The organism is Streptomyces sp. YIM 130001, from assembly GCF_003574445.1.
Lineage (GTDB): Bacteria > Actinomycetota > Actinomycetes > Streptomycetales > Streptomycetaceae > Streptomyces.
Genome location: NZ_KZ984551.1, coordinates 64,094 through 87,266, shown reverse-complemented (window position 1 = coordinate 87,266; position 23,173 = coordinate 64,094). Strand labels below are relative to the sequence as shown.

The following is a 23,173-nucleotide window of genomic DNA, read 5'->3' as shown; positions in this document are numbered from 1 at the left end:
GGCTGCCCCGTCACCCGCTCACCGGTGCAGCGCGAGCACCGACTCCACCGTGTCCGCCTCCGCCGCCGCCTTGTCCTCGCGGTAGCGGACCACGCGGGCGAAGCGCAGGGTCACACCCTCCGGGTACCGCGGAGAGCGCTGTACGGAGTCGAAGGCCACCTCGACGACCAGCTCGGGCCGTACCCGTACGACGAAGCCGTCGTCCTCGGTCGCCAGTTCGCCGAGCCGCTCCGTCTGCCAGGTCAGGAGGGCGTCGGTGAGCCCCTTGAACGTCTTGCCCAGCATCGCGAACGTCCCGTCGGACCGGCGCGCTCCCAGATGCAGGTTGGACAGCTTGCCGGTGCGCCGCCCGTGCCCCCACTCCGCCGCGAGCACGACGAGGTCCAGGGTGTGCACGGGTTTCACCTTGAGCCAGGACGCACCCCGGCGCCCGGCGTTGTACGGCGCGTCGAGGGCCTTCACGACGACGCCCTCGTGGCCCCGTTCGAGAGCGGACGCGGCGAACCGGCGTACCTCTTCGCGCAGTTGCTCGTCGGTGGGATCGCGGACCTCGAGCCGTCCGACCCGGCGCGGCTCGGGCGTGATGCGGGCCAGCCGGGCGTGACGTTCGCGGGCGGGCAGGTCGAGCAGATCGTGGCCGTCGGCCGACAGCAGGTCGAAGAAGACCGGGACGAGCGGCAGTGAGGCCTGCGCACCGGCCACATCGAGCCGGGACCCGACCCGCCCCGCGATCTCCTGGAACGGCCGCGGCCGACCCTGCTCGTCCAGGGCGATGACCTCACCGTCGAGGACTGCCCGGTCGGTGGTCAACTCCCGTGCTGCCGCGACGACTTCGGGCAGACGGTCGGTGATCTCGTCGAGGGTGCGGGTGAAGACGCGGACCTCGTTGCCGTCGCGGTGGACCTGTACCCGGATGCCGTCGAGTTTCTCCTCCACCGCGCACGCGCCCAGCAGCTCGACCGCCTCGTCCACGTCTTTCGCTGTCTTCGCCAGCATCGGGAGCACCGGACGGCCCACGTCGAGCCGGAACGCGTCGAGCGCGGTGACACCCTCCGCCGCCAACGCCCGGGCCACGGTGTCCAGTCGGCCTGCCAGCATCACCGCGCGGCGTACGGCGGAGGGCTCCGCGCCGACGGCCGCGGCCAGGCCCTCCGCGGCCAGCGCGTCCAGGGCGCCCTGGCGCAGCTCGCCGCTGACCAGGCCGAGCAGGAGTCGGTGTTCGTCCGCTGTGGCGGCGGTGAGCAGGGCGTCCAGGAGGCGTTTGCGCTCGGCCTGCGCTCCCTTGCCGGCGACCGCCGCGATGCGGCCGAAGGCGGCGTCGGCGTCCGCCACGGTGAGGGACGCGGTCGCGGCGGGCGGCGGTATCTGCCGGAACGCGGTCCAGCCGATGCCCGTCCTGCGTTGCGGCAGCCTGCCGGACAGATAGCTCACCACCAGCGGCGCCTCCTCGGGTGCCATCCCGCGGAACAGCTCCGCGAGCAGGGCGACCTTCTGCGAGCGTGCGGTGGTGGCGGCGATCTCCCGGGAGGCACCGGCCACATCGGAGAGCAGCATGCCGTCATCGTCCCCCGGACCGCGGCGGCGCGCACAGGTTAGGCCCCTGTGGCAGCATCGGCCTCATGCGCCACCGGTACCCGGCCGTGGAGGCCGCCGCGCGACCGTTCGAGAGCCACGGGGCCGCCGGTGGCCGGGGCTGGTTGGGGTCACTCCTGGTGACGTGCTGCGGGCTCCTTGTCGCGATACTCCTGTCGGGGTGCACCGCCGCCGACGACGAGGACGGCGGGCGCAGCGCCGCCACCCGGGAGGCCAGCTCCTCATCGGTACCCGCCACCTCCGCGCCGATGCCCGCCTGGGCAGCGGGCTTCCGGGCGGTGACGGTCGAGGAGCTGCCCGCCGAGGCCCGGGAGACGTTGCGCCTGATCGACGCATCGGGGCCGTTCCCGTACGAGAAGGACGGGTCCCGGTTCGGCAATTTCGAGGGGCTGCTGCCGGATCAACGACGGGGCTACTACCGGGAGTTCACGGTGCGCACGCCCCATGAGGGGGATCGCGGCGCCCGGCGTATCGTCACCGGGTCGGGCGGAGAGATCTACTACACCGACGACCACTACGAGACGTTCAAGGCGGTCCTGCGATGACCACGGGGTGCCCTGTGATGACGAAGGCGGTCCTGCGATGACGGCTGCGGGCGAAGAGAGCGCCGGCCCCGGGGAAGCACGGCGGGCATACGGCGTTGACCGGGCGGCCGGAGCGGTGGCCCCGGGGGACCCGGCCCCTCTCCTTGCGCTCGCGGCCGACTCCGGGCGTGCCGTGGTGTTCCTCGATCTGACCGGTGTCCGCGACAAGGCGGGCTTCATGGACCGGTGTACGAGCGCGCTCGGCCTGCCCGCCTGGTTCGGGCGGAACTGGGACGCCCTCGCCGACAGCCTGACGGACCTGTCCTGGCTGCCTGCGGCGCAGGGACGGGTCCTGGTGCTGGGCGGCTGGACCGAGTACGCGCGGGAGCAGCCGCGGGAGTGGACGGTCGCGCGCGAGGTGCTGGCGGAGGCGTCCGAGTACTGGAGGGATCGGGCGACGCCCCTGACGGTGCTGCTCACTCCGGCCTGACCACGGACGCCGGCCGCACCACCCGGAGGGATCGACAAGACCGCCCACGATGTCCGTCCTCGGGGTGACCATGTCGCGTGGAGTGTCCGAGGCAGTTCTGGAGGGGCGCCGGTGGACGTTGGCGCGATCATGGAAGCGCTGGTTGAACGGGGCACAGCGTCTGTTCAAGGCTGATGCCGAGTGGCTGGTAGCTCGCCCTGCTCGGTCCCATCTCCCGTACGCGGCACAGGTGTTGCCCGTCCTCGTGACGTTCGCGATCGGCACCGCGGTCCGGCGCTGTCAAACAAGCAGGTGGGTGCTTCGGTCGGCTCGGCGGTCGTCGACACGCTCGCCGTCGGTGGCGCGGCGGTGGCGCGGCGGTGGCCGGCGTGGGGGACCGGGCCGCCACCCCCGCCGGATCCGCCGCCGTCGGGGGCCGGGCCGGGTCACTTGCGCAGGATGCGGGCGATTTCGTCGAAGCCGCGGTCCTCCGCGTGATCGAGTGCGGTGGCTCCTGAACCGTCGCCGATGGACGCGTCGGCGCCGGCTTCCAGGAGGAGGCGTACGGACTCCTGGTGGTCCTTGCCGCCGTCGCCGAGGATGACCGCCTCCAGCAGGGCGGTCCAGCCGAGGTTGTTGACGTGGTCGACGTCGACGTCCATGTCCGGGTTGGTGGTGACCTCGCGGATGTAGTCCACGTGGCCGCGCTCACCCGCCGGGATGAGCGAGGTGCCGCCGTAGCGGTTGACCAGGCCGTAGTCGGGGTCGGCCTTCGCCAGGGTCCTGGCCATCGCGGCGTTGCCCGTCACACCCGTGACCAGCCAGGGGGTGTCCTGCCTGCTGTCCTTGCCGTCGGGGTCGGCCCCGGCCGCCACGAGCGCCTCCGCGGTCTCCACATGGTCGCCGGTGACGGCGAGCAGCAGCGGCGTGCGGCGCCGGTCGTCCCGCGTCTCCAGGTCCGCGCCCTGCCCGATCGCCTTGCGTACGGCGTCGGCGTCACCCTGTTCCGCTGCGTGCAGGAGGTCGCGGCCGGCTGCGGGGTCGCCCTTCTTGCCGCGCTTCTCACCGTCCTGCCGGTCGGCCGGTGAGGCGGCCTCGGTGGTGGCCGAGGACGTACGGCGTTCGCCCCTGCCGCCGTCGGACTGCGTGCTGCAGGCCGTCGCGAGGACGGCCAGTCCGGCCAGGGAGACGAACAGGCGGGTGGTGCTGGGGGGTGGAGCCATGGTGGTGCCTCTCTGCGTGGGGCCCGGCGGCCGTGCGCGGGTGTCCTTCCTCGGGGCGTCGCAGTGGGGGAGTGGAGAAGAACGACGATGGTGTCGAGGGCGACGGGGTATTTGGGATACCGTACGTTCCTCTCGGTAAGGGAGCGTTAAATGGAAGTTGTTATTGCACCTGCCTTATGGGCGCTCTTGTGGTTGACCAAATGCTCCCGGGTTCGGCTCGACGGCGATTGTCAGTGGGGCCTCGTAGCGTGGCCGGTATGACGGGGAGAGCGACGGAGATCGCGTACGTGCAGGGCGACGCCACGGCGCCGCAGGGCGAGGGCGTCAAGATCGTGGCCCATGTGTGCAACGACGTGGGTGGCTGGGGAGCGGGCTTCGTCCTCGCGTTGTCGCGACGGTGGCCGGAGCCGGAGGCGGCCTACCGGACTTGGCACCGGGACCGCGCGGCGAACGATTTCGGCCTCGGCGCCGTGCAGTTCGTCCGGGCGGACGGCCTGGTACGGGTGGCCAACATGGTGGGGCAACGGGGGATCCGTTCCGGCAGCGAGGGGGCGGCGCCGGTGCGGTACCAGGCGATCGACAGCGCGCTCGGCGCCGTCGGCGACCGGGCCCTCGAGCTCGGCGCCTCGGTCCACATGCCGCGGATCGGGTGCGGTCTCGCGGGTGGGAAGTGGTCCGAGGTCGAGCCGCTCGTCCGCCGTCGCCTCGCCGCCCGCGGGGTACCGGTGACCGTGTACGACTTCGAGGGCTGAGGGGTGGGGTTCATGCCGGCCGGCGGTCAGCCGCGGCGATGGGGGGACATCGGATTCCGGTCCACCTGCGTGACCGCGGCCGAAGGCGCCGAATTGCTCCAGCTCCGCTGCCTGGTCGCGGTCGCCGAGCACGGCAGTGGAGCGGGTGCCGCCGCGCAACTGGGCATCTCGCCGCACGTCCTGTCGCAGCAGATCGGCCACCTCGAGGACTCCGTGGGCGCACGACTGGTCGACTCCGCGTGTCCGAGCCTCCGGCTCACCGGGGCCGGCCAGGTCTGTGCGGACCATGCTCGGCGTGCACTGAGCGACCTGGCGGCGGCCGACCGCGCGGTGCACCGTGCCGCCGACGTCGCGGGCGGCACGCTGCGCCTCGCGATGGCTCCGACGTTCGCCGCGTACCTGATTGGCCCGCTGGTGGCCGAGCTGAACCTCCGGCATCCCGGCATCACCGTGACCATCACGGAGATGCCCCAGGACCGCATCGAGGCCGGTCTCCTCGCGGACGAGCTGGACGCGGGGGTGGCTTTCATCGGGAGGCACGCCCGAGGGATAGCCGCGCACGCGCTGTTCACCGAGACACTGAGCCTGGTGGTCGCCGCCTCCGACGCCGGCCGTGTGGAGTCGAGGCCCGTGGCCGTACGGGAACTGGCGGACCGTCAATTGGCGCTGCTCAGCACCGACTTCGACATCCGGGAACGCACAGACCGGTACTTCGCCGAACACGGCGTGGCCCCACGGGTCGCGGTGGAGACCAACTCCGTCCAGGCGCTCACCGAACTGGTGCAGCGCACCCCCGCGCTCGTGACGGTGCTCCCCGACGCGGTCACCGACGACAGTCCCCACCTGCGGCCGGTCCCCGTCGAGCCGCCGCTGCCCAGTCGCCGTGCGGCCCTGCTGGTGCGCGACGGCGCCCCCCTCGGATCCTCCATCGAGGCGTATCGGGAGCTGGTCGCCGAGGTCGTACGCGACCGCGGTTACGCCTCGCCCTGACCTGCCGAGCGCACCGTGACGGCAGTGTCCCTTCGTCACCGGGCCGCCCCCGACCGGACCACCTGAGCCGATGGAAGAATGCACCGCATGGCACGTAGCGAAGGCGCCCGAGTCACCGGCGCGGACACCCCGGAGTTCGAGCCGGAGTCCGACCGGGTCACCCGTCGGATCCGCGACGAGATCCTCGACGGTGAACGCGGCCCGGGCAGCAGGCTCGTGGAGCGAGAGTTGGCCGCCGAACTAGGCGTGAGCCGGCTGCCCGTCCGCGAGGCGCTGAAGGCGCTGGTCACCGAGGGCCTGGTCACGCCCAGGCCCCGGACCTGGGCGGTCGTACGGGAATTCAGTGCGACCGACCTGGCGGACCTGGACGAGGTGCGCGGGGCGCTCGAGACACTGACGTTCCGGCTCGCGGCGCAGCGCAGTACGCGCGCCGGACTCGACAGGTTGCGCGAGGCCCTCGACGCCGAGCTGGCGGCAGCCCGTCGCGGCGACGCCGTGCGGGCGCGCAGGGCCGCGGCCGACTTCCACGAGGCGGTGACCGCGCTCGCGGCCAACGAGCTGCTCAGCGAACTGGAGCGCACGCTGCGCAGCAGAATGCGCTGGGTACTCGGACGGCACGACGACCTGCTCGCCGTCGCCCAGGAGCACGCGGACCTCTATGAGGCGATCGCGGCGCGCGACGTCCCGCGCGTCGACAGCCTCGTCCTGAACCACCTCGCGTCGGGCCGCACCGCCCGCGCGGAACATCTGGGCAGGTCCGAGGAGTAGCGAGCCGCCTTCGCGAGGCCCGCCGGGCCGTCCGGCGCCGAACCCGGGTGCACGGAGCGCCCGGACCGTGTCCGGCGGCCACTGCTCACCCACCGGCAGGCCCGAATGGCGCAACGCCGGGTAAGCTCTCGACGTAAGGCAGGATTCCTGGCCTGGCACCGGAGCCCCCGCACCTCCTTGGAGGAACAGACGACGGCGGGGGTGTTTTGTTGTGTCACCGTGGGAGTGACCTGCGCCGTTTCGCGTGAAAATGTGAGACTTATGCGTTTTCTTGAGCCCGGCACCGGACAGCACGTCACCACGTCCCCGGTTCCCTACGACCTGACCTACGACGACGTCTTCATGGTGCCGAGCCGTTCGGCCGTGGGCTCGCGACAGGGCGTGGACCTGTCCGCCTCCGACGGCACCGGCACCACGATCCCGCTGGTCGTGGCCAACATGACCGCGATCGCCGGACGCCGGATGGCGGAGACCGTGGCCCGCCGCGGCGGCCTCGTCGTGATCCCTCAGGACATCCCGATCGAGGTCGTCACTGAGGTGGTCTCCTGGGTCAAGACGCGTCACCACGTCCTGGACACCCCGATCGTCCTTGCGCCGACCGGCACCGTCGCCGATGCGCTGGCGCTGCTCGCCAAGCGCGCCCACGGCGCCGGAGTGGTCGTCGACGGCGAGCGGCGCCCGGTGGGCATCGTCACGGAGTCCGACCTGACCGGCGTCGACCGCTTCACCCAGCTCTCCGAGGTGATGTCCACGGAGCTGCTGCTCATCGACGCGGACATCGACCCGCGCGAAGCCTTCAACAAGCTCGACGCCGGCCACCGCAAGGTCGCCCCCGCAGTCGACGCCGAGGGTCGCCTCGTCGGGATCCTCACGCGTAAGGGTGCGCTGCGCGCCACGCTCTACACCCCCGCCCTCGACGCCGACGGCAAGTTGCGTATCGCCGCCGCCATCGGCATCAACGGCGATGTGGCGGGCAAGGCCAAGCAGCTGCTCGAGGCCGGTGCCGACACCCTGGTCGTGGACACCGCGCACGGCCACCAGGAGTCGATGATCTCCGCGGTCAAGGCGGTCCGTGCACTGGACCCGCAGGTGCCGGTCGTCGCCGGCAACGTGGTCTCCGCGCAGGGGGTGCGCGACCTGATCGAGGCCGGCGCGGACATCATCAAGGTGGGTGTCGGACCGGGCGCGATGTGCACCACGCGCATGATGACCGGCGTCGGCCGTCCGCAGCTGTCCGCGGTGCTCGAATGTGCCGCGGAGGCCAAGAAGTTCGGCAAGCACGTGTGGGCGGACGGCGGAGTGCGGCACCCGCGCGACGTCGCGATGGCCCTCGCGGCCGGTGCGTCCAACGTGATGATCGGTTCCTGGTTCGCCGGCACCTACGAGTCCCCGGGCGACCTGCAGCAGTCCGCCGACGGACGGCTCTACAAGGAGTCGTTCGGGATGGCCTCTGCCCGCGCCGTGCGCAACCGCACGTCGGAGGAGTCGGCCTACGACCGCGCCCGCAAGGCGCTGTTCGAGGAGGGCATCTCGACCTCGCGGATGTTCCTCGACCCGGCGCGTCCGGGTGTGGAGGACCTCATCGACTCGATCATCGCCGGCGTCCGGTCCTCCTTCACCTACGCGGGCGCGAACTCCGTCCAGGAGTTCGTCGAGCGCGCCGTCGTCGGCGTGCAGAGTGCCGCGGGCTACGCCGAGGGCAAGCCGCTGCACAACAGCTGGAACTGACGCCGCGTCAGTGACTCTGGGTGGTGCCTCGGTACGCACCCTCGCCACGGCCCCGATCGCTGCTTACGATCGGGGCCGTGGTCCGTCCCGCGCTCGCGGCGAGCCGTGCGCTGTCCGTGCTCGACCATTTCGCCGCCCATCCCGAACAGTCCTACTCGCTCAGCGAGTTGAGCAAGGCGCTCGACATCAACCTGGCCTCGCTCCTGTCCGTGCTGCAGTCGCTCACCGACGCCGGCTATCTCGTCCGGCATCCGCGGCGCAAGACGTACGGACTCGGGATGTCCCTGGTCGCCGCCGGGCATGCCGCGCTCACCCGGCACCGTGTCGTGGACCGTGCGCGGCGCGAACTGCGGCTGCTCGCCGCCGAGTCGGGTTGCGCGTACGTGGTGAGTGCGGTGGCGGGCGACAGCATTGTCGTCCTCGCGGTCGAGGGCCGGTTGTCCGGGCGTACGCCCGAGGTGTGGGCGGGGCAGCGGCTGCCGTTGCTGCCGCCACTCGGGCAGGTCTTCCTCGCCTGGTCGGGGCCGGGGGAGATCCGGAGATGGCTCGATCGCATCGGCCCCGGCATGCGGCTGCCCGCCCATCTGGACACCGCCATGTCCGCCGTACGCGGGCGCGGCTGGTCGGCGAACCGCGACACCCCCGGGCGTACCGCACTCGGCGAGGCGCTGGTGCGGCTCTCCGACCTGCCGCAGGACGCCCGACTGCGCCGTCGGGTGGCCGACCTGGTGACGGCGCTCGGCGACGACTACGAGGTACTGCGCGTCGAACCCGCCGAGCGCTATCGCCTCACCACCTTGTCCGCGCCCGTCTTCGACCAGCACGGCAACGTCGCCCTCGCCCTCACCGGGACCGGACTGCCCGAGATCAGCGGTGCTCGGCTCCTCGCACTGGCCGGTCAACTCATCACACGTGCCAGGTCGTTGGCGAGCGAGATCGGAGGACGGCCGCCCGAGGTGAACGGCCACTGAGCGGGCTGTGCGCGCACACCCTCATCCCTCCCGCAGTACCTCCGCCACCGCCGCCGCGATCCGCGCGTGCCCCTCGTCGCCCGGATGCACCCCGTCGACCAGGTGCTCGGGCCGCAACAGGCCCGTGCCGGGCAGTAGTTGTACGCGGTCGTCCGCGCGGGAGACCGCGGCCTCCTCCACCGCCTCGCGCAGCTCGGCGAGCGTGGCGCCGAGGGCGTTCGGCGTGGACTCCGCGTCGGGCCGCAGTACCGGTGAGACGACGAGGACCGGGGTGCCCGGCCGGCGACGGCGCACCGTGCCGAGGAACGCCCGGACCGTCGCCCGCAGCAGCTCGGCCGAGTGCGGTGTCCGCGACCAGCAGTTGGTACCGAAGGCGAGGGTGATGAACTCGCCGGGCAGAGAGGCGAGTTGTTCGGCGCAGGCGAGTGCGCCGCGCGCCGCACCCGCGTAGCCGAGGTTCACCGGATCCAGCCCGAGCGCCCGCCCGGCTACGGCCGGCCAGGCGAGATCCGGCCGGGAGGCGGACCAGCCCTCAGCGATCGAGTCGCCGTACACCAGCCAGCGCGGCGCCCTGGGGGCGGGCGTCAGCGTCGCGGCGTCCGGAACGAGGCGCACGGACCGCACCACGGGCCGCAGCGCCTCCGGCAGATGAATCGCGAACGCCCCGTCAGCGGAGGGGAGTTGAAGGCGCACGACGGACGAGCCCGGGTCGACGGGAGCCTCCGCCACCGCGCGGTCTCCGCACAGCAGCGTGAACGCGTGGTGCAACGGCCGGAAGGTGTCCGCGGGCAGCGGCTCCGATGCCGTGCAGGCGATCTCCACCGCGTCCGCGCCCCGCGCAGTGAACGCGATCCGCACGCCCGCGGGCACGGTCGCCCGTTCCCCCGTGTCACCCGGAAGCCGGTCCAGGTCCGCCGGATCGGCCCGCAGCATCCGTTCCCCGTCCCACCACCCCACCCCGCGCAGCAGTTCCCGTGGCACCGTCACGGCGCACCCCCGATCGTCGGATACGGGAACTTCACGCCGACCCCGCCGTCCACCACCAGCGTCTGCCCGGTGACGTACGAGGACAGCGGGGACACCAGGAACAGCAGGGCGGAGGCGATGTCGGACGGCTCGGCGACCCGGCCGAGCGGTGCGTTCGCCGCGTTCAGGTCCCGGCCTCCGTCGCCGAGCAGGCCCGCCACTCTGGGGGTCCACACCACCCCGGGTGCCGCCGCGTTGACCCGGACTCCGCGCGGCCCGTACTCCACGGCCGCCGATCTGACCAGGGAGATCAGGCCCGCCTTGGCCGCGCCGTACGCGGCGTGCTGCGGCGCCCCGGTGAGGCCCGACACCGAGGCGACGAAGGCCAGCGGGCCACCGCCGGAGGCGGCGACGGCCTCCGCGCCGTACTCGACCGCGAGCCGTGCGTGTCTCAGGACCAGGTCGAAATGCCAGTCCCAGGCCGCGTCGTCCAGACCCGCCAGCGGTGCGTAGCGGGCCATGCCGACGATGTCGACGACACCGTGCACCGCGCCCGCATCCCGCACCGCATCGGCGAAGAGCGTGCGCATCGCGGGGCGCCGGGTGACATCGGCGACGTAGGGCACCCCCTGCGTCTCGTCGGCCACCGACCGCGCGCGCTCCTCGTCCACGTCGACGCACCACACCCGCGCGCCCGCCGCGGCCAGCGCGTGCGCCGTCTGGCGTCCGATGCCGTTGCCCGCTCCGAGCAGCACGAACACGCGGTCGTCGAGGCGGGCGGCCGTCGCGTAGTCGGGGACGGGGGAGGTGTCCGCCGGTTCCGCGGGCCCGTTCAAGCGGCCCTCGCCGGCCGGTAGCGGGCGAGTTCCGGGCGGACTTCCTTGCCCAGGATCTCGATCGTCCGCAGGATCTCCTGGTGCTCCAGATAGCCCCACTGGACGTAGCAGATCAGCTGGTCGACGCCGAGATCCGCATAGCGCTTGGCCTTGCGCACGATCGTCTCGGCGTCGCCGATCAGGATCATGTCGCCCTCGTCGAAGTCCCGGACCGGGACCTCGCCCCGGATGATCGGGGTGAGCAGCGGGAACGTCTTCTCGCGCTCCTCGGGGCCGAGATGCGGCAGCTCCCAGTCGAGCGTGAACTGCGCGAGGTTCGAGTACCACCAGGCGACCGAGTCCCACACCCGCCGGGAGGGCCGCTCGGCCGCGTGCACCAAGGTGTACGCGCTCACCCGGTCCGTGGTCACGTCGGATATCGGCAACGGGCTGCGCGCCGCCTCCCGGTACGCGGCGACCTGCCGGGCCATCGACTCGAGCGGCTGCATGATCGAGAACGACAGGAGGCCGAGTCCACTCGCTCCCGCCACCTCCGCCGAACCCTCGGAGGTGGCCGCCATCCAGACCGGCGGATGCGGATCCTGCACCGGCTTCGGCGTGACCATCCGGCGGGGGAAGGTGAACCGCTCGGAGGCGTACTCGAAATACTCCTCGCGCCACATGCCCGTGACGATCTCGACGGCCTCCTTCCAGTCGGCCCGTGACTGCTCGCGGTCCACGCCGAAAGCCGTCTGCTCCATGGGAGTCGACCGCCCCGTACCCCACTCGACGCGCCCGCCGGACAGCACGTCGACCGCCGCCACCTTCTCCGCGATCCGCTGCGGGGGAGTGAACCCGAACGGCGTCAGCGTCACCCCGAAGCCGAGCCGTATCCGCTCGGTCAGCGCCGCCAGATGCCCCAACAGCACCTCGGGCGCGGGGCAGTGCGAGCGCCCCTCGCGGAAGTGGTGCTCCACGGCCCACACCGTCCGGAACCCGACCCGGTCGGCGAGCCGGATCTGCTCCACCGCCTCGCGGTACGCGCGCTGTTCGGCGGCGCGCTGGCCGTGCGGATGCGGACCGTTCCAGGGCTTGGGCACGTCGATCTCGTACAGGACGTCGAGGTCCATCTGAGCCTCCGGAAGAAGAGGGAAGAGCATCGCGACAGGGGTGTTTCTTCCGTCGTTTTCGAGATGTCGAAGAACGTTTCGCTCGGGCGGCGAGGAGGATGAGGCCTGACCCTCGACGTGTCAATACTCACGTCGGGGCGGACGCGGAGACGGCACGGCGCAACGAACTCCCGTATCCGGGCGGGCAGCGCAACATTTCTCCGCGAACGCGCAAGGTTCCCGCATTTCGCGAGGTGAGCCGCGCCTCATACAGTCAGGCGCTGTACTTCGTGTGGCGGGGACCGTCTGCTCGGTGGTCCCTACCGCCGGGCTGCCGCGGTCACCGCCGACCGTCCGCAGTCATGAAGGAGCACACCCGTGCCGGACCGAGGCCAAGCGCCACCCAAGCCCGCCACCTCAGGCGGCGGTGTCATGCGCCGCAAGCCCGTGGAGCGGCTCGTAGCCGAGGGCGGCCAGGGTGAGGGCGGCACACTGCGCAGGTCCCTGTCCATGTGGCAGCTGACGATGATCAGCATCGGCGCGACGCTCGGCACCGGCATCTTCGTGGTCCTCGGTGAGGCCGTACCGAAGGCAGGCCCCGCCGTCACCCTGTCCTTCGTGATCGCCGGCCTCACGGCCCTCTTCTCGGCGCTGTCCTACGCCGAACTGGCCGGCACCATTCCCGTGGCCGGCTCCTCGTACTCGTACGCCTACGCCACCATGGGCGAGCTCGTCGCCTGGATCTGCGGCTGGTGCCTCGTCCTCGAGTACGGGGTGTCCGTCGCGGCCGTCGCCGTCGGCTGGGGCGAGTACGTCAACGAACTGCTCGACGGCACCATCGGGGTCACCCTGCCCAGTGCGATCTCCGCACCTCCCGGCGACGGCGGGTTCTTCAACCTGCCGGCCCTGATCGTGGTGCTGCTCGCGATGGTCTTCCTGCTCGGCGGCGCCCGCGAGTCCGCCCGGGCGAACACCATCATGGTCGCGGTGAAGATCGCCGCTCTGCTGCTGTTCTGCGCCATCGGCCTGCAGGGCTTCCGCTCCGGCAACTACGCGGACTTCATGCCGCTCGGCATGGCAGGCGTGAGTGCGGCAGGCGCCACACTGTTCTTCTCGTACATCGGCTTCGACGCGGCCTCCACGGCCGGCGAGGAGGCGAAGAACCCGCAGCGCGACCTGCCCCGCGCGATCATGCTGTCCCTCGTCATCGTGACCGGCCTGTACGTGCTGGTCGCGGCCGTGGCGATCGGCGCGCGGCCCTGGCAGAAGTTCGGCGAGTCCGAGGCCGCACTGGCCTCGATCATGCGCGAGGTCACCGGGCAGGGCTTCTGGGCGGTGATCCTCGCCGCCGGCGCGGTGATCGCCATCGCCAGCGTGGTTCTGACCGTCCTGTACGGCCAGACGCGTGTGCTGTTCGCGATGTCGCGCGACGGACTGGTGCCGAAGGTGTTCGCGAAGGTCGACCGGCGCACCGGGGTGCCGCGGGCCAACACCGTGCTCGTCTCGCTGTTCTGCGGCGTGCTCGCCGCGGCGGTCCCGCTCGGCCAACTCGCCGACGCCACCAGTATCGGCACTCTCTTCGCGTTCGCCCTGGTCAACGTCGCGGTCGTGGTCCTGCGGCGGAACCGTCCCGACATGGCACGCGGCTTCAAGGTGCCGCTGTCGCCGCTGGTCCCGGCGCTCGGCTTCGGCTTCTGCGTCTGGATGATGTTCAGCCTGCAGGCCGTGACCTGGGTGGTGTTCGGCATCTGGATGGCCGTCGGCCTCGTGTTCTACTTCAATTACGGCTACCGCCGCTCCCGCCTGGCGACGGAGTCCGCCGCCCCGCAGAACTGACCGCAGGGCCCGGGCCGCCGCGGACCCGGGCCCCCACAACCCCCGCCTGCCTGGCCTCCCCGCCTGCGCGGTGAACGAGAGAACCGGAACGAAGAGAAGTGAACCGCCCGCCGTGCTGAACGAACTCGACGAACGGATCGTGCACGCCCTGGCCGAGGACGCACGCCGCAGTTACGCCGACATCGGCCAGGAGATCGGCCTGTCGGCCCCCGCGGTGAAGCGGCGCGTGGACCGGCTGCGGTCCAGCGGCGCGATCACGGGATTCACCGTGCGCGTGGACCCGGCGGCCCTCGGCTGGGAGACCGAGGGCTTCATCGAGATTCACTGTCGCCGCAACACCTCGCCCGAGGCCATCAAACGCGGTCTGGAGCGCTACCCCGAGATCGTCTCCGCCTCCACCGTCACGGGTGACGCGGACGCGATCGCGCAGGTCTTCGCCTCCGACATGCGGCACTTCGAGCGCGTACTGGAACGGATCGCGGGCGAACACTTCGTGGAACGCACCAAGTCCGTCCTCGTCCTCTCGCCGCTGCTGCGCCGGTTCTCTTCGGGGGCGCCGGGTTAGGGCTTGTCGCTCGGACCGGCGCCGGATCGTGCCCGCAGGCAGGAGTGGGCTGGGACCACCCCCGTGTGCCCCTGCCCGGCCCCCTCCCACCCGTCAGCGCGGGCGGCGGTCCTGTCCCTCGGGCGTCCCCGAGAAGTCCGGCGCCCAGGGCAGCACCTCGAAGTCCCCGGTGCCCTTGCGGACCTTCTCGAACGGGGCGGCGCTGGTGCACTTGGACAGCTCGCCCGGCTGGTCGAGCGGCGTGCCGTACGCCGCCCAGCTGTAGCCGAGCCGGTCCTGGCCGCGGACGTCGTGCACGCTGAAACCGACCCGAAGGCCCTTGAGGCCCGGCATATCGGTCTTGGTCACGACACCCGTGGCGGTCGCCACCTTGCCGCCGGTCACCAGGCAGTCGATCCGTCCCTCGGCCTCGGCGCCCTCACCGCCGGGCTTGTCGAGGTGCTCGAAGTGGAAGGTGCCCGTGGCCTGGCTCGGATCCATCCGGTCCTTCTCGGCCAAGTGGGCGTCGAAGGTGAAGGTGATGTCCTCGGTGGTGGGGCGGTCCAGTTTCGCCGTCCCCGTGAGGGCGGCCGCCTCCTTGTGGTGCGGCGCCGCGGCGGCGACGGCCCCGGTACGGACGGGCGGTGCCTCCTTCTCGGAAGGGGCGACGGCACCTGCCACACCGCCCGTGATCAGGACGGTGGTCACCAGTACGGCGACGCCCAGCGTGTTGACGACTCGGGTACGGCGGGCCGTACGGCTCGGTGCGCGGTGGTGGCCGTTGGAGCTTCGGCTCACGAGAGTCCTCCGTGGTGACGACGGGTTCGCCCGGACCTTCCGGGTGACCTCAGCCTCGCGTCGCGCACCCGCCCGCCACATCGCCCCGCGGGCGGTACCGCCTCCCCCGTGCGGCGGGGCCACCCGTCGCGGACTGAGACCCGCGGATGACAGGCAGTGCGCACCCCGCGGGCGGCCCACAGGGCGGCACCCGGAGGCCCCGCTGGCGCCGGGCGCAACGAATCGTCGGAGAAGAGTCCTGGCACGCAACGGATCAACGGTCGGTGCGCAAGAGTCGCCGCTTGTCCGGGCTCGCCGGCCGCCCGTACGGTCTAGATCGTGGCAGGGCCGTGCTCCGGAGGTCACCGCAGCGACGGCTCCGGACGGCGCCGACGCGCGCGGTGCGCCCGCCGTCCGGTCCGGCCCGGCCGTTCCACCCGTTCCGCGAGGAGTCCCTGCCCCATGACGTCCACGGTGCCCACCGCCGTCCAGCACACCGACGCCCAGCCGCCCATCACCATGTTCGGGCCGGACTTCCCGTATGCGTACGACGACTATCTGGCCGGTGCCGCGGGACTCGGGCAGATACCCGCGACCGAGCACGGGCGCGAGGTCGCGGTGATCGGTGGCGGTCTCTCCGGGATCGTCGCGGCGTACGAGCTGATGAAGATGGGCCTGAAGCCGGTCGTCTACGAGGCGGACCGGATCGGCGGCCGGCTGCGCACCGTCGGCTTCGACGGGTGCGATCCCGAACTGACCGCCGAGATGGGCGCGATGCGCTTCCCGCCGTCGTCCACCGCGCTGCAGCACTACATCGACCTGGTCGGCCTGCGCACCGAGCCGTTCCCCAACCCGCTCGCGCCCGACACCCCGTCGACCGTCGTCGACCTCAAGGGGGAGTCGCACTACGCGGAGACCGTCGACGACCTGCCGCAGGTCTACCGGGACGTCATGCACGCCTGGAACGCCTGCCTGGAGGAGGGCGCCGACTTCTCCGACATGAACCAGGCACTGCGCGAGCGCGACGTCCCGCGCATCCGTGAGATCTGGTCCCGGCTCGTCGAGAAGCTCGACAACCAGACCTTCTACGGGTTCCTCTGCGACTCGGAGGCCTTCGCCTCCTTCCGGCACCGCGAGATCTTCGGCCAGGTCGGCTTCGGCACCGGTGGCTGGGACACCGACTTCCCCAACTCGATCCTGGAGATCCTCCGCGTCGTCTACACCGAGGCGGACGACCACCACCGCGGCATCGTCGGCGGCAGCCAGCAGCTCCCGCTGCGCCTGTGGGAGCGCGAGCCCCAGAAGATCGTGCACTGGGCCCCCGACACGTCACTGGCAGCGCTGCACGAGAACGGCGAGCCCCGCCCCGCAGTGACCCGTCTGCACCGCACCGCGGGCAACCGCATCACGGTCACCGACGCGAGCGGCGACATCCGCACCTACCCGGCGGCGATCTTCACCGCGCAGTCCTGGATGCTCCTGTCCAAGATCGACTGCGACGACTCGCTCTTCCCGATCGACCACTGGACGGCGATCGAGCGCACCCACTACATGGAGAGCTCCAAGCTGTTCGTGCCCGTCGACCGTCCGTTCTGGCTGGACGAGGCCGTCGACGGCGAGGGCAACGCCACCGGTCGGGACACCATGTCGATGACGCTCACCGACCGGATGACGCGCGGCACCTACCTCCTCGACGACGGCCCGGACAAGCCCGCCGTCATCTGCCTCTCGTACACCTGGTGCGACGACAGCCTGAAGTGGCTGCCGCTGTCCGCGAACGAGCGGATGGAGGTCATGCTGAAGTCGCTCGGCGAGATCTACCCCACCGTGGACATCCGACGGCACATCATCGGCAACCCGGTCACCGTCTCCTGGGAGAACGAGCCCTACTTCATGGGCGCCTTCAAGGCCAACCTGCCGGGCCACTACCGCTACCAGCGCCGTCTGTTCACACACTTCATGCAGGACCTGCTGCCCGAGGACAAGCGCGGCATCTTCCTCGCGGGCGACGACATCTCGTGGACGGCGGGCTGGGCCGAGGGCGCGGTGCAGACGGCGCTCAACGCGGTCTGGGGCGTGATGCACCAGTTCGGCGGCACGACGGATCCGTCCAACCCCGGGCCCGGCGACCGCTACGACGAGATCGCGCCGGTGGAACTGCCGGAGGACTGAGGACTGCGGATCGCCGGAGGGGACGAGGCGTGCCCTCCGGCGATACGGTCCCGCCCGGCGCCTACACGCCGGCCTCCCGGGCCTTCGCGTACACCGCGGCCGCGACGTCCGTGAGCTCCGACGCGTCCCGCGTCGTGCCCTGCAGCTCGATGAAGATCTCGTCGACGCCCTCCTGCGCGTACCCGGTCAGGTCCTCGACGATCTGCTCCACACTCCCGTGGAACGGCGCACGGTCCGCCCGCTCGTCACGCTTCGGGGAGTACCGCGCGTTCGCCCGCAAGGACACGGCGATCGGCCGGTCCCGGCCGCGCTCGTCGGCCAGCTCCCGCAGCCGCGCCCAGGACGTGGCCAGCGCATCGGCGCCCATCGCCACCGGCATCCAGCCGTCCCCGCGGTCCACCAGGCGCCGGGCGGCGCGCGGGCTGTTCGCCGGCAGGTACACCGGGATCGGTCGGGCCGGCTTGGGTCCCACCTCGGCGGGCGCGATCCGGGTGAAATCGCCCTCGTAGGCGACCGGATCGGGCCCCCACACCGCGCGGCACACGTCGATCAGCTCGTCCAGCGCCCGGCCCCGCCGGTCGAACGGCACGATCGACGAGGCCGCGTACTCGTCCTTCGACCAGCCCGTGCCGAGGCCGGCGGCCACCCGGCCGCCGGCGGCCGCGTCCAGTGTGGCAAGGGAACGGGCCAACTGGAACGGCACATGCAGCGGCGCCACCAGGACGCTGGTGCCGAGAGTCGCCCGTTCCGTGGCGGCGGCCGCGAGCGCCAGCGTCATCAGCGGGTCGGACACCGAGCGGTACGCGTCGGGCCAGGGGAGCCCCTCGATCCCGTACAGGCCCTGGGTGGCAGGTGTCGGGAAGAGGATCCGTTCGAAGACCCAGAGGCTGTCGTAGCCGATCTCCTCGGCGGCCCGCGCCACGGCGGGCACGTCCCGGCCGATGTCGTACTGCTTCATCTGGGGGAGCCCGAGTCCGAGCTTGATGGTCATCCGCGTCCTCCTGGTGAACGGCCGTGCCGCCGCCGGACGACGGGTGATCGGGGCGGCGACTCCCCGCCATCCAAGGCGACTTGGGCGATTCCTACCAGGGGGCGATGCGGGACCCGCCGCTCAGCGCCAGGGCGTGAGCAGGCAACGGCCGACCAGGCCGAGGGCCCCGTCCATCCGCTCGACACAGTCCTCCGCCAGATCCGGCAGATGCCTGAGCCCCCACAGGACGCGCGCCGCGGCCCAGGCGGCGTCGCGGGCGCGGTTCAGGCTCCAGGAGCCGAGCAGATGCGTCAGCGGATCGGCGACCTCCAGGAGGTCCGGGCCGGGCATCAGATCGTCCCTGATCCGCTCCTCGAGCGAGACGAGCAGAGCGCCCACCCGGTCGAAGTCCGCCTCGACATCGGCGGGTTCGCAGTCGAGCGTACGGCAGGTGTCCACCACGGCGAGCGCCAGATCGTGCCCGATGTGCGCATTGATGCCCGCGAGCGCGAACTGCAGCGGGCGTACTCCGGGATGGCGCCGGTACTGGAACAGAGGGCGCCAGGAGTGCGCCGGAGGACGATCGTCCGCCGCCGAGTCGACCGCGTCCAGATAGCGCTCGGCGAAGCGGACGTCGAGGGTCGCAGCCGAGCGTGGATCGGGGAATCCGCCCGAGTCGATGGACCGGTCCACCTCTTCGGTCACAGAGAGATACACCCGGTTGAAGACGGCCACCCCGTCGGCCGGATGGAGACGCTCGTCGAGCGTCCGCATCCGCTCCACCACGGCGTCGACACCCTCCGTGGCGGTCGACAACTGCTCCAAGCGCATCATGGACGCAGCGTGACAGTCATAGGCTGGTGCCGGGCGCGTCCGGCCCGGAGCTTCCCCGAAACGGGGGACCTCGGAGGCGGCACCGGGCCCAGGGGGGGTGAGTGTGTCCGATTCCGGAGACCCGGCGGCACACGCGCCGTAAGCAGCACGAGGCACCAACAGCACACGTACGACAGCACGTTCAGGGGGGTACGAAACCGTGGCAGGTCATCGCGCGCAGCGACGCGCACAGCGCGCCGCACGCAGACGCACCGCACGGCATCACGCCATATCCGCCGCCGCCTCGGTGGTGGTGGCGGTCGGCGCGGCCGCAGGACTGATCTCGGCTGCCGAGGGCGGTGGCGAGCAGCACGAGTCGCGGCGGACCGAATCGCCGGAGCCGACGCTCGAGCCGCTGCCGGCCGTACCGACGCCGGTGTCGCCCTCGCCGAGCAAGACGTCCAAGTCGTCGAAGCCGAAGCCGAAGCCGTCCAAGACGGCCGCCCCGCCGAAGACCCCGCGACCGGCCCCGGCCCCGAAGAGCAACGGCCTCTACCGGCACGGCGACTCGCAGGTACTCGACTGGGTCCGGGCGAACCGCGACGACCCGCGGCGGCCGCTGATCGAGCAGCGCATCGCGGACCGGCCGGCCGCCGTCTGGTTCGCCGAGTACGCCCCGGACACGATCACCTCCCGGGTCAGCGCCGTCACTTCCTCGGCCGGCGGCAAGGTGCCGGTGCTCGTGCCGTACGCGATACCCGACCGGGACTGCGGCGGCGCCTCGCAGGGCGGCGCGCCCTCGCTCGGCGCCTACGACCGGTGGGTCGAGAAGTTCGCGGCGGGGCTCGGCTCCCGCGAGGTCGTGGTGATACTCGAGCCCGACGCGATCGCCCTCTCCGACTGCCTCTCCGCCGCCGACCGTTCGGCGCGCTTCGCCTCGCTCGCCCGCGCCGGACGCACCCTGCACGCGGCGAACCCCAACGCGCGCGTCTACTTCGACGCCGGCCACTCCGGCTGGCACCCGGCCGCCAAGCAGGCGGCCGAGCTGCGCAAGGCGGGCGCCGCCTCCGCCGCCTCGTCCGACGGCATCTTCACCAACGTCTCGAACTTCCACACCACCGCCGACGAGACCGCCTACGCCCGCTCGGTGCTCGCCGCGCTCGGCGGTCCCGCGAGCCACGGCGCCGTCATCGACACCAGCCGCAACGGCAACGGTGCGCCCCCGGCCGGCAAATGGTGCGACCCGGCGGGCCGCAAGCTGGGGCAGCCGCCCAGTCTGAGCACCGGGGCGTCCCGCATCGACGCCTATCTGTGGATCAAGCTCCCGGGCGAGTCCGACGGCTGCAAGGGCTCGGCCGGCTCCTTCACCCCGGACTACGCCTACGAGTTGGTGACCGGCGGCTGACCGTCGCCGGGCCGCTCCTCGTCCGACTTCGTGCCCGCCGCCGCGTCGTAGCGCGAGGTGCCCTCGTCGAGCAGTGGTTCCTGCGACTTGAGGTGGGGCGGGGCCATGGCGCGCAAGGCGTGGTAGCCGGTGATGACGACCAGGGTGCCGAGCGCGATACCGCTCAGCTCGAAGTTGTCGCTGATCTTGATGCTCACGTTGCCGACGCCGATGATGATGCCCGCCGCGGCCGGCACCAGGTTCAGCGGATTGCGCAGGTCCACCTTGGCGTTGATCCAGATCTGGGCGCCGAGCAGGCCGATCATGCCGTAGAGGATCACCGTGATGCCGCCCAGGACACCGCCGGGGATCGCCGCCACCACTGCACCGAACTTCGGGCACAGGCCGAAGAGCAGGGCGAAGCCCGCGGCAGCCCAGTACGCGGCCGTCGAATAGACGCGTGTCGCGGCCATCACGCCGATGTTCTCGGAGTACGTGGTGTTCGGCGGGCCGCCCACGGCCGTCGACAGCATGGACGCGGCGCCGTCCGCGGAGATCGCGGTGCCCAGCTTTCCGTCCAGGTTGTCGCCGGTCATCTCGCCGACCGCCTTGACGTGCCCGGCGTTCTCCGCGATCAGGGCGATCACGACGGGCAGCGCGACCAGGATCGCCGACCACTCGAAGCTCGGGGCGTGGAAGGACGGCAGGCCCACCCAGTCCGCCTTGCCGACCGCGGAGAAGTCGAGCCGCCAGTGGTCGACCGCCTCGGTGCCGCCGTTGACCGAGTGGATCTGCCCGAAGACCCGGTCGAAGAGCCAGGAGATCCCGTAGCCGAAGATCAGGCCGAGGAAGATCGCGATCCGCGACCAGAAGCCGCGCAGGCACACCACGGCGAGCCCGGTGAACAGCATGACGAGCAGCGCTGTCCACTGGTCCTGCGGCCAGTACGTACTGGCCGTCACCGGCGCCAGGTTGAAGCCGATCAGCATCACCACGGCGCCGGTCACGATCGGCGGCATCGTGGCGTGGATGATCCGCGCACCGAACTTCCGCACCGCAAGGCCGACCAGGAACAGCGCCACCGCCACCGCGAAGACCGCGCCGGTCACCGTCGCACTGCTGCCGCCCTGCGCCCTGATCACCGCGGCCACGCCGACGAACGACAGGGAGCAGCCGAGGTAGCTGGGCACGGCTCCACGGGTCGCCAGCAGGAAGATCACCGTGGCGACACCGGACATCATGATCGCCAGGTTCGGGTCGAGACCCATGAGGACCGGAGCGACGAACGACGCACCGAACATGGCCACCACGTGCTGGGCTCCGAGCCCGGCCGTACGGGGCCACGAGAGCCGCTCGTCCGGACGGACCACGGCACCGGGCGCGGGGGTGCGCCCATCACCGTGCAGGGACCAGCGCACGCCGAGCTTCATCGTGGGTTTCGCTTTCTCAAGGGGTGCGTGAACCCGGCAATGCTACGGGGCACGGTGGAGGCCTGCGCGCGGGGCCGCACCGCAGGTCCGGGGCGCTGCGCCCGGCGCGGATGGCGGCGCCTCAGTCCTTACCGGCCGGTGCCGCGCTCCGCCTGACCGATGCCGGATTCCGCCCGGGAGCCAGCACTCCGGCGAAGAGCAGCAGCCCGAACGCGAGCACGGTGACCAGGCCGAACGACACCACGAGCGAGGTGGCGTCCGCGATCGCTCCGATCGCCGACGGGGCGACGAGCCCGGAGGTGTAGGTGATGGTGGCGACGCCCGCGATCGCGAGCGAGGCGTTGTCGCCGCTGCGGGCGGCGGCCGCGAAGGCCAGCGGCACCACGACGGCGATCCCGAGCCCCATCAGTCCGAAGCCGGCCATCGCCGCCCACGGATTCGGGCCGACCACCACGAGCAGCCCGCCGGCCGTGGCCAGTACGCCGCCGGCCCGCACGGTGCGCACCGCGCCGAACCGGTCGACCACGGCGTCGCCCACCAGCCGTGCGACGGCCATCGTCAGGGCGAACGCCGTGGTGGACGCGGCCGCGGCCCCCGGCGAAGTGCTCATCACGTCGCGCAGATAGACCGCCGACCAGTCCAGGCTCGCTCCCTCGGCGAACACCGCGCAGAACCCCACCGCCCCGATCACCAGGGCCGACTTGGGCGGCAGCGCGAACCGCGGGGGTGCCTCCTCCTCGGGCGAACTACGCAGATCGAGGACGCCCCGGCACGCGACCGCTCCGATCACCGTCAGCGTGACGGCGGCGAGCACGTGGTGCAGCCGGGCGTCCGAGCCGAGGTGTGCGGCGAGCGTGCCGGCCGCCGAGCCGATCAGGGTCCCCACGCTCCACATGCCGTGCAGCGAGGACATCACCGAACGACCGAGGCGGTTCTCCACGTCGACCCCGAGGGCGTTCATCGCCACGTCGGACATGCCGGCCGTGGCGCCGTAGACGAACAGGGCGAGGCACAGGGTGAGCAGATTGGGCGCCAGGGACGGCAGGATCAGCGCCGTCGTCCACAGGGCCAGCAGTCCACGCAGCGCGGTGCGCGCCCCGAAGCGGTGGGTGACGCTGCCGGCCAGCGGCATCGCGAGCGAGGCGCCGATCGCGGGGAAGGCGAGTGCGAGGCCCAACTGGCCCGCGCTGACGCCCGCGTGGTCCTGGATCCACGGCACCCGCGTCGCGAAGGAGCCGGTGACCGCGCCGTGCACACAGAACACCGCGGCCACCGCGTAGCGTGCCCGCCGCAGCCGCCCGGCGTCGATCACCGCGCCGCCGTCCGTCCCGCTCATGCG

Annotated in this window: 21 protein-coding genes; 11 read left to right on the top strand and 10 right to left on the bottom strand. The window is 71.9% G+C overall.

Features of this window, described 5'->3' with window-relative positions:
* Positions 1-18: 18 nt before the first annotated feature.
* Positions 19-1,554 carry an ATP-dependent DNA ligase gene (locus tag DSC45_RS08150; protein WP_119288606.1) on the bottom strand — a complete coding sequence of 512 codons (1,536 nt, stop codon included), beginning with the start codon at positions 1,552-1,554 and terminating at the stop codon, positions 19-21.
* A gap of 65 nt (positions 1,555-1,619) precedes the next feature.
* Here DSC45_RS08150 and DSC45_RS08145 point away from each other — a divergent pair, with 65 nt between their 5' ends.
* Positions 1,620-2,138, top strand: coding sequence for a guanyl-specific ribonuclease (locus DSC45_RS08145; protein ID WP_119288604.1), 519 nt, complete (start codon positions 1,620-1,622; stop codon positions 2,136-2,138).
* A gap of 37 nt (positions 2,139-2,175) precedes the next feature.
* Positions 2,176-2,607, top strand: a complete 432-nt coding sequence (locus DSC45_RS08140; protein WP_119288602.1) for a barstar family protein — start codon at positions 2,176-2,178, stop codon at positions 2,605-2,607.
* Between the two features lie 425 nt (positions 2,608-3,032).
* Here DSC45_RS08140 and DSC45_RS08135 read toward each other — a convergent pair whose 3' ends face one another.
* A complete protein-coding gene (locus DSC45_RS08135) occupies positions 3,033-3,605 on the bottom strand; it encodes an ankyrin repeat domain-containing protein (RefSeq protein ID WP_119289191.1) in 573 nt (190 codons plus the stop codon).
* A gap of 461 nt (positions 3,606-4,066) precedes the next feature.
* Between DSC45_RS08135 and DSC45_RS08130 the strand changes: the two genes are divergently transcribed.
* The 5 genes from DSC45_RS08130 (at position 4,067) to DSC45_RS08110 (ending at position 9,018) form a co-directional block, all read left to right on the top strand.
* The gene (locus tag DSC45_RS08130) at positions 4,067-4,561 is read left to right on the top strand and encodes a macro domain-containing protein (protein WP_119288600.1); all 495 of its coding nucleotides are present in this window, start codon (positions 4,067-4,069) and stop codon (positions 4,559-4,561) included.
* A 69-nt stretch (positions 4,562-4,630) separates the two neighbouring features.
* The gene (cynR, locus tag DSC45_RS08125; protein WP_240434538.1) at positions 4,631-5,551 is read left to right on the top strand and encodes a transcriptional regulator CynR; all 921 of its coding nucleotides are present in this window, start codon (positions 4,631-4,633) and stop codon (positions 5,549-5,551) included.
* An 87-nt stretch (positions 5,552-5,638) separates the two neighbouring features.
* Positions 5,639-6,319: a GntR family transcriptional regulator gene (locus DSC45_RS08120; protein ID WP_119288597.1), complete on the top strand. Its 681-nt coding sequence runs from the start codon at positions 5,639-5,641 to the stop codon at positions 6,317-6,319.
* Between the two features lie 261 nt (positions 6,320-6,580).
* Complete coding sequence (locus DSC45_RS08115) at positions 6,581-8,047, top strand: GuaB1 family IMP dehydrogenase-related protein (protein WP_119288595.1); 1,467 nt, start codon at positions 6,581-6,583, stop codon at positions 8,045-8,047.
* A 77-nt stretch (positions 8,048-8,124) separates the two neighbouring features.
* Positions 8,125-9,018: an IclR family transcriptional regulator gene (locus DSC45_RS08110; protein ID WP_162929169.1), complete on the top strand. Its 894-nt coding sequence runs from the start codon at positions 8,125-8,127 to the stop codon at positions 9,016-9,018.
* 21 nt (positions 9,019-9,039) lie between these two features.
* Here DSC45_RS08110 and DSC45_RS08105 read toward each other — a convergent pair whose 3' ends face one another.
* The 3 genes from DSC45_RS08105 to DSC45_RS08095 are packed head-to-tail and all read right to left on the bottom strand — an operon-like array spanning position 9,040 to position 11,929.
* Positions 9,040-10,005, bottom strand: coding sequence for a GDSL-type esterase/lipase family protein (locus tag DSC45_RS08105; RefSeq protein WP_240434537.1), 966 nt, complete (start codon positions 10,003-10,005; stop codon positions 9,040-9,042).
* The gene (locus DSC45_RS08100) at positions 10,002-10,820 is read right to left on the bottom strand and encodes an SDR family NAD(P)-dependent oxidoreductase (RefSeq protein ID WP_119288590.1); all 819 of its coding nucleotides are present in this window, start codon (positions 10,818-10,820) and stop codon (positions 10,002-10,004) included. The genes DSC45_RS08105 and DSC45_RS08100 overlap by 4 nt, the downstream gene beginning before the upstream one ends.
* Positions 10,817-11,929, bottom strand: coding sequence for an LLM class flavin-dependent oxidoreductase (locus DSC45_RS08095; RefSeq protein WP_119288588.1), 1,113 nt, complete (start codon positions 11,927-11,929; stop codon positions 10,817-10,819). Before DSC45_RS08095 ends, DSC45_RS08100 begins: the two co-directional genes overlap by 4 nt.
* Before the next feature lie 411 nt (positions 11,930-12,340).
* Here DSC45_RS08095 and DSC45_RS08090 point away from each other — a divergent pair, with 411 nt between their 5' ends.
* On the top strand, positions 12,341-13,744 hold the full coding sequence (locus DSC45_RS08090; RefSeq protein WP_205571291.1) for an amino acid permease: 1,404 nt from the start codon (positions 12,341-12,343) through the stop codon (positions 13,742-13,744).
* A gap of 112 nt (positions 13,745-13,856) precedes the next feature.
* Complete coding sequence (locus DSC45_RS08085) at positions 13,857-14,309, top strand: Lrp/AsnC family transcriptional regulator (RefSeq protein ID WP_119288584.1); 453 nt, start codon at positions 13,857-13,859, stop codon at positions 14,307-14,309.
* 93 nt (positions 14,310-14,402) lie between these two features.
* On the opposite strand, the gene DSC45_RS08080 is transcribed toward DSC45_RS08085, so the two are convergent.
* Positions 14,403-15,086, bottom strand: a complete 684-nt coding sequence (locus DSC45_RS08080) for a hypothetical protein (protein WP_240434536.1) — start codon at positions 15,084-15,086, stop codon at positions 14,403-14,405.
* Between the two features lie 441 nt (positions 15,087-15,527).
* On the opposite strand from DSC45_RS08080, the gene DSC45_RS08075 reads away from it, so the two are divergent.
* On the top strand, positions 15,528-17,237 hold the full coding sequence (locus DSC45_RS08075; RefSeq protein WP_119288583.1) for a flavin monoamine oxidase family protein: 1,710 nt from the start codon (positions 15,528-15,530) through the stop codon (positions 17,235-17,237).
* Between the two features lie 61 nt (positions 17,238-17,298).
* Here DSC45_RS08075 and DSC45_RS08070 read toward each other — a convergent pair whose 3' ends face one another.
* Together DSC45_RS08070 and DSC45_RS08065 are read right to left on the bottom strand one after the other, a co-directional pair.
* Entirely contained in the window at positions 17,299-18,228 is a 930-nt protein-coding gene (locus DSC45_RS08070) for a TIGR03619 family F420-dependent LLM class oxidoreductase (protein ID WP_119288581.1), read from the bottom strand.
* 120 nt (positions 18,229-18,348) lie between these two features.
* Complete coding sequence (locus DSC45_RS08065; protein ID WP_119288580.1) at positions 18,349-19,041, bottom strand: DUF5995 family protein; 693 nt, start codon at positions 19,039-19,041, stop codon at positions 18,349-18,351.
* A 199-nt stretch (positions 19,042-19,240) separates the two neighbouring features.
* Here DSC45_RS08065 and DSC45_RS08060 point away from each other — a divergent pair, with 199 nt between their 5' ends.
* On the top strand, positions 19,241-20,425 hold the full coding sequence (locus tag DSC45_RS08060; RefSeq protein WP_240434535.1) for a glycoside hydrolase family 6 protein: 1,185 nt from the start codon (positions 19,241-19,243) through the stop codon (positions 20,423-20,425).
* Here the strand turns inward: DSC45_RS08060 and DSC45_RS08055 are convergent.
* Positions 20,401-21,834, bottom strand: a complete 1,434-nt coding sequence (locus tag DSC45_RS08055; protein ID WP_119288578.1) for a uracil-xanthine permease family protein — start codon at positions 21,832-21,834, stop codon at positions 20,401-20,403. The genes DSC45_RS08060 and DSC45_RS08055 overlap by 25 nt on opposite strands.
* A 121-nt stretch (positions 21,835-21,955) precedes the next feature.
* Positions 21,956-23,170, bottom strand: coding sequence for an MFS transporter (locus DSC45_RS08050; protein ID WP_119288576.1), 1,215 nt, complete (start codon positions 23,168-23,170; stop codon positions 21,956-21,958).
* Positions 23,171-23,173 lie beyond the last annotated feature (3 nt).

What these genes read in the sequence shown, in the direction of transcription:
- DSC45_RS08150 (WP_119288606.1), bottom strand. Translation starts at nt 1,554, where the DNA reads ATGCTGCTCTCCGATGTGGCCGGTGCCTCCCGGGAGATCGCCGCCACC.
- DSC45_RS08145 (WP_119288604.1), top strand. Translation starts at nt 1,620, where the DNA reads ATGCGCCACCGGTACCCGGCCGTGGAGGCCGCCGCGCGACCGTTCGAG.
- DSC45_RS08140 (WP_119288602.1), top strand. Translation starts at nt 2,176, where the DNA reads ATGACGGCTGCGGGCGAAGAGAGCGCCGGCCCCGGGGAAGCACGGCGG.
- DSC45_RS08130 (WP_119288600.1), top strand. Translation starts at nt 4,067, where the DNA reads ATGACGGGGAGAGCGACGGAGATCGCGTACGTGCAGGGCGACGCCACG.
- DSC45_RS08120 (WP_119288597.1), top strand. Translation starts at nt 5,639, where the DNA reads ATGGCACGTAGCGAAGGCGCCCGAGTCACCGGCGCGGACACCCCGGAG.
- DSC45_RS08115 (WP_119288595.1), top strand. Translation starts at nt 6,581, where the DNA reads ATGCGTTTTCTTGAGCCCGGCACCGGACAGCACGTCACCACGTCCCCG.
- DSC45_RS08095 (WP_119288588.1), bottom strand. Translation starts at nt 11,929, where the DNA reads ATGGACCTCGACGTCCTGTACGAGATCGACGTGCCCAAGCCCTGGAAC.
- DSC45_RS08090 (WP_205571291.1), top strand. Translation starts at nt 12,341, where the DNA reads ATGCGCCGCAAGCCCGTGGAGCGGCTCGTAGCCGAGGGCGGCCAGGGT.
- DSC45_RS08075 (WP_119288583.1), top strand. Translation starts at nt 15,528, where the DNA reads ATGACGTCCACGGTGCCCACCGCCGTCCAGCACACCGACGCCCAGCCG.
- DSC45_RS08070 (WP_119288581.1), bottom strand. Translation starts at nt 18,228, where the DNA reads ATGACCATCAAGCTCGGACTCGGGCTCCCCCAGATGAAGCAGTACGAC.
- DSC45_RS08065 (WP_119288580.1), bottom strand. Translation starts at nt 19,041, where the DNA reads ATGATGCGCTTGGAGCAGTTGTCGACCGCCACGGAGGGTGTCGACGCC.
- DSC45_RS08055 (WP_119288578.1), bottom strand. Translation starts at nt 21,834, where the DNA reads ATGAAGCTCGGCGTGCGCTGGTCCCTGCACGGTGATGGGCGCACCCCC.
- DSC45_RS08050 (WP_119288576.1), bottom strand. Translation starts at nt 23,170, where the DNA reads ATGAGCGGGACGGACGGCGGCGCGGTGATCGACGCCGGGCGGCTGCGG.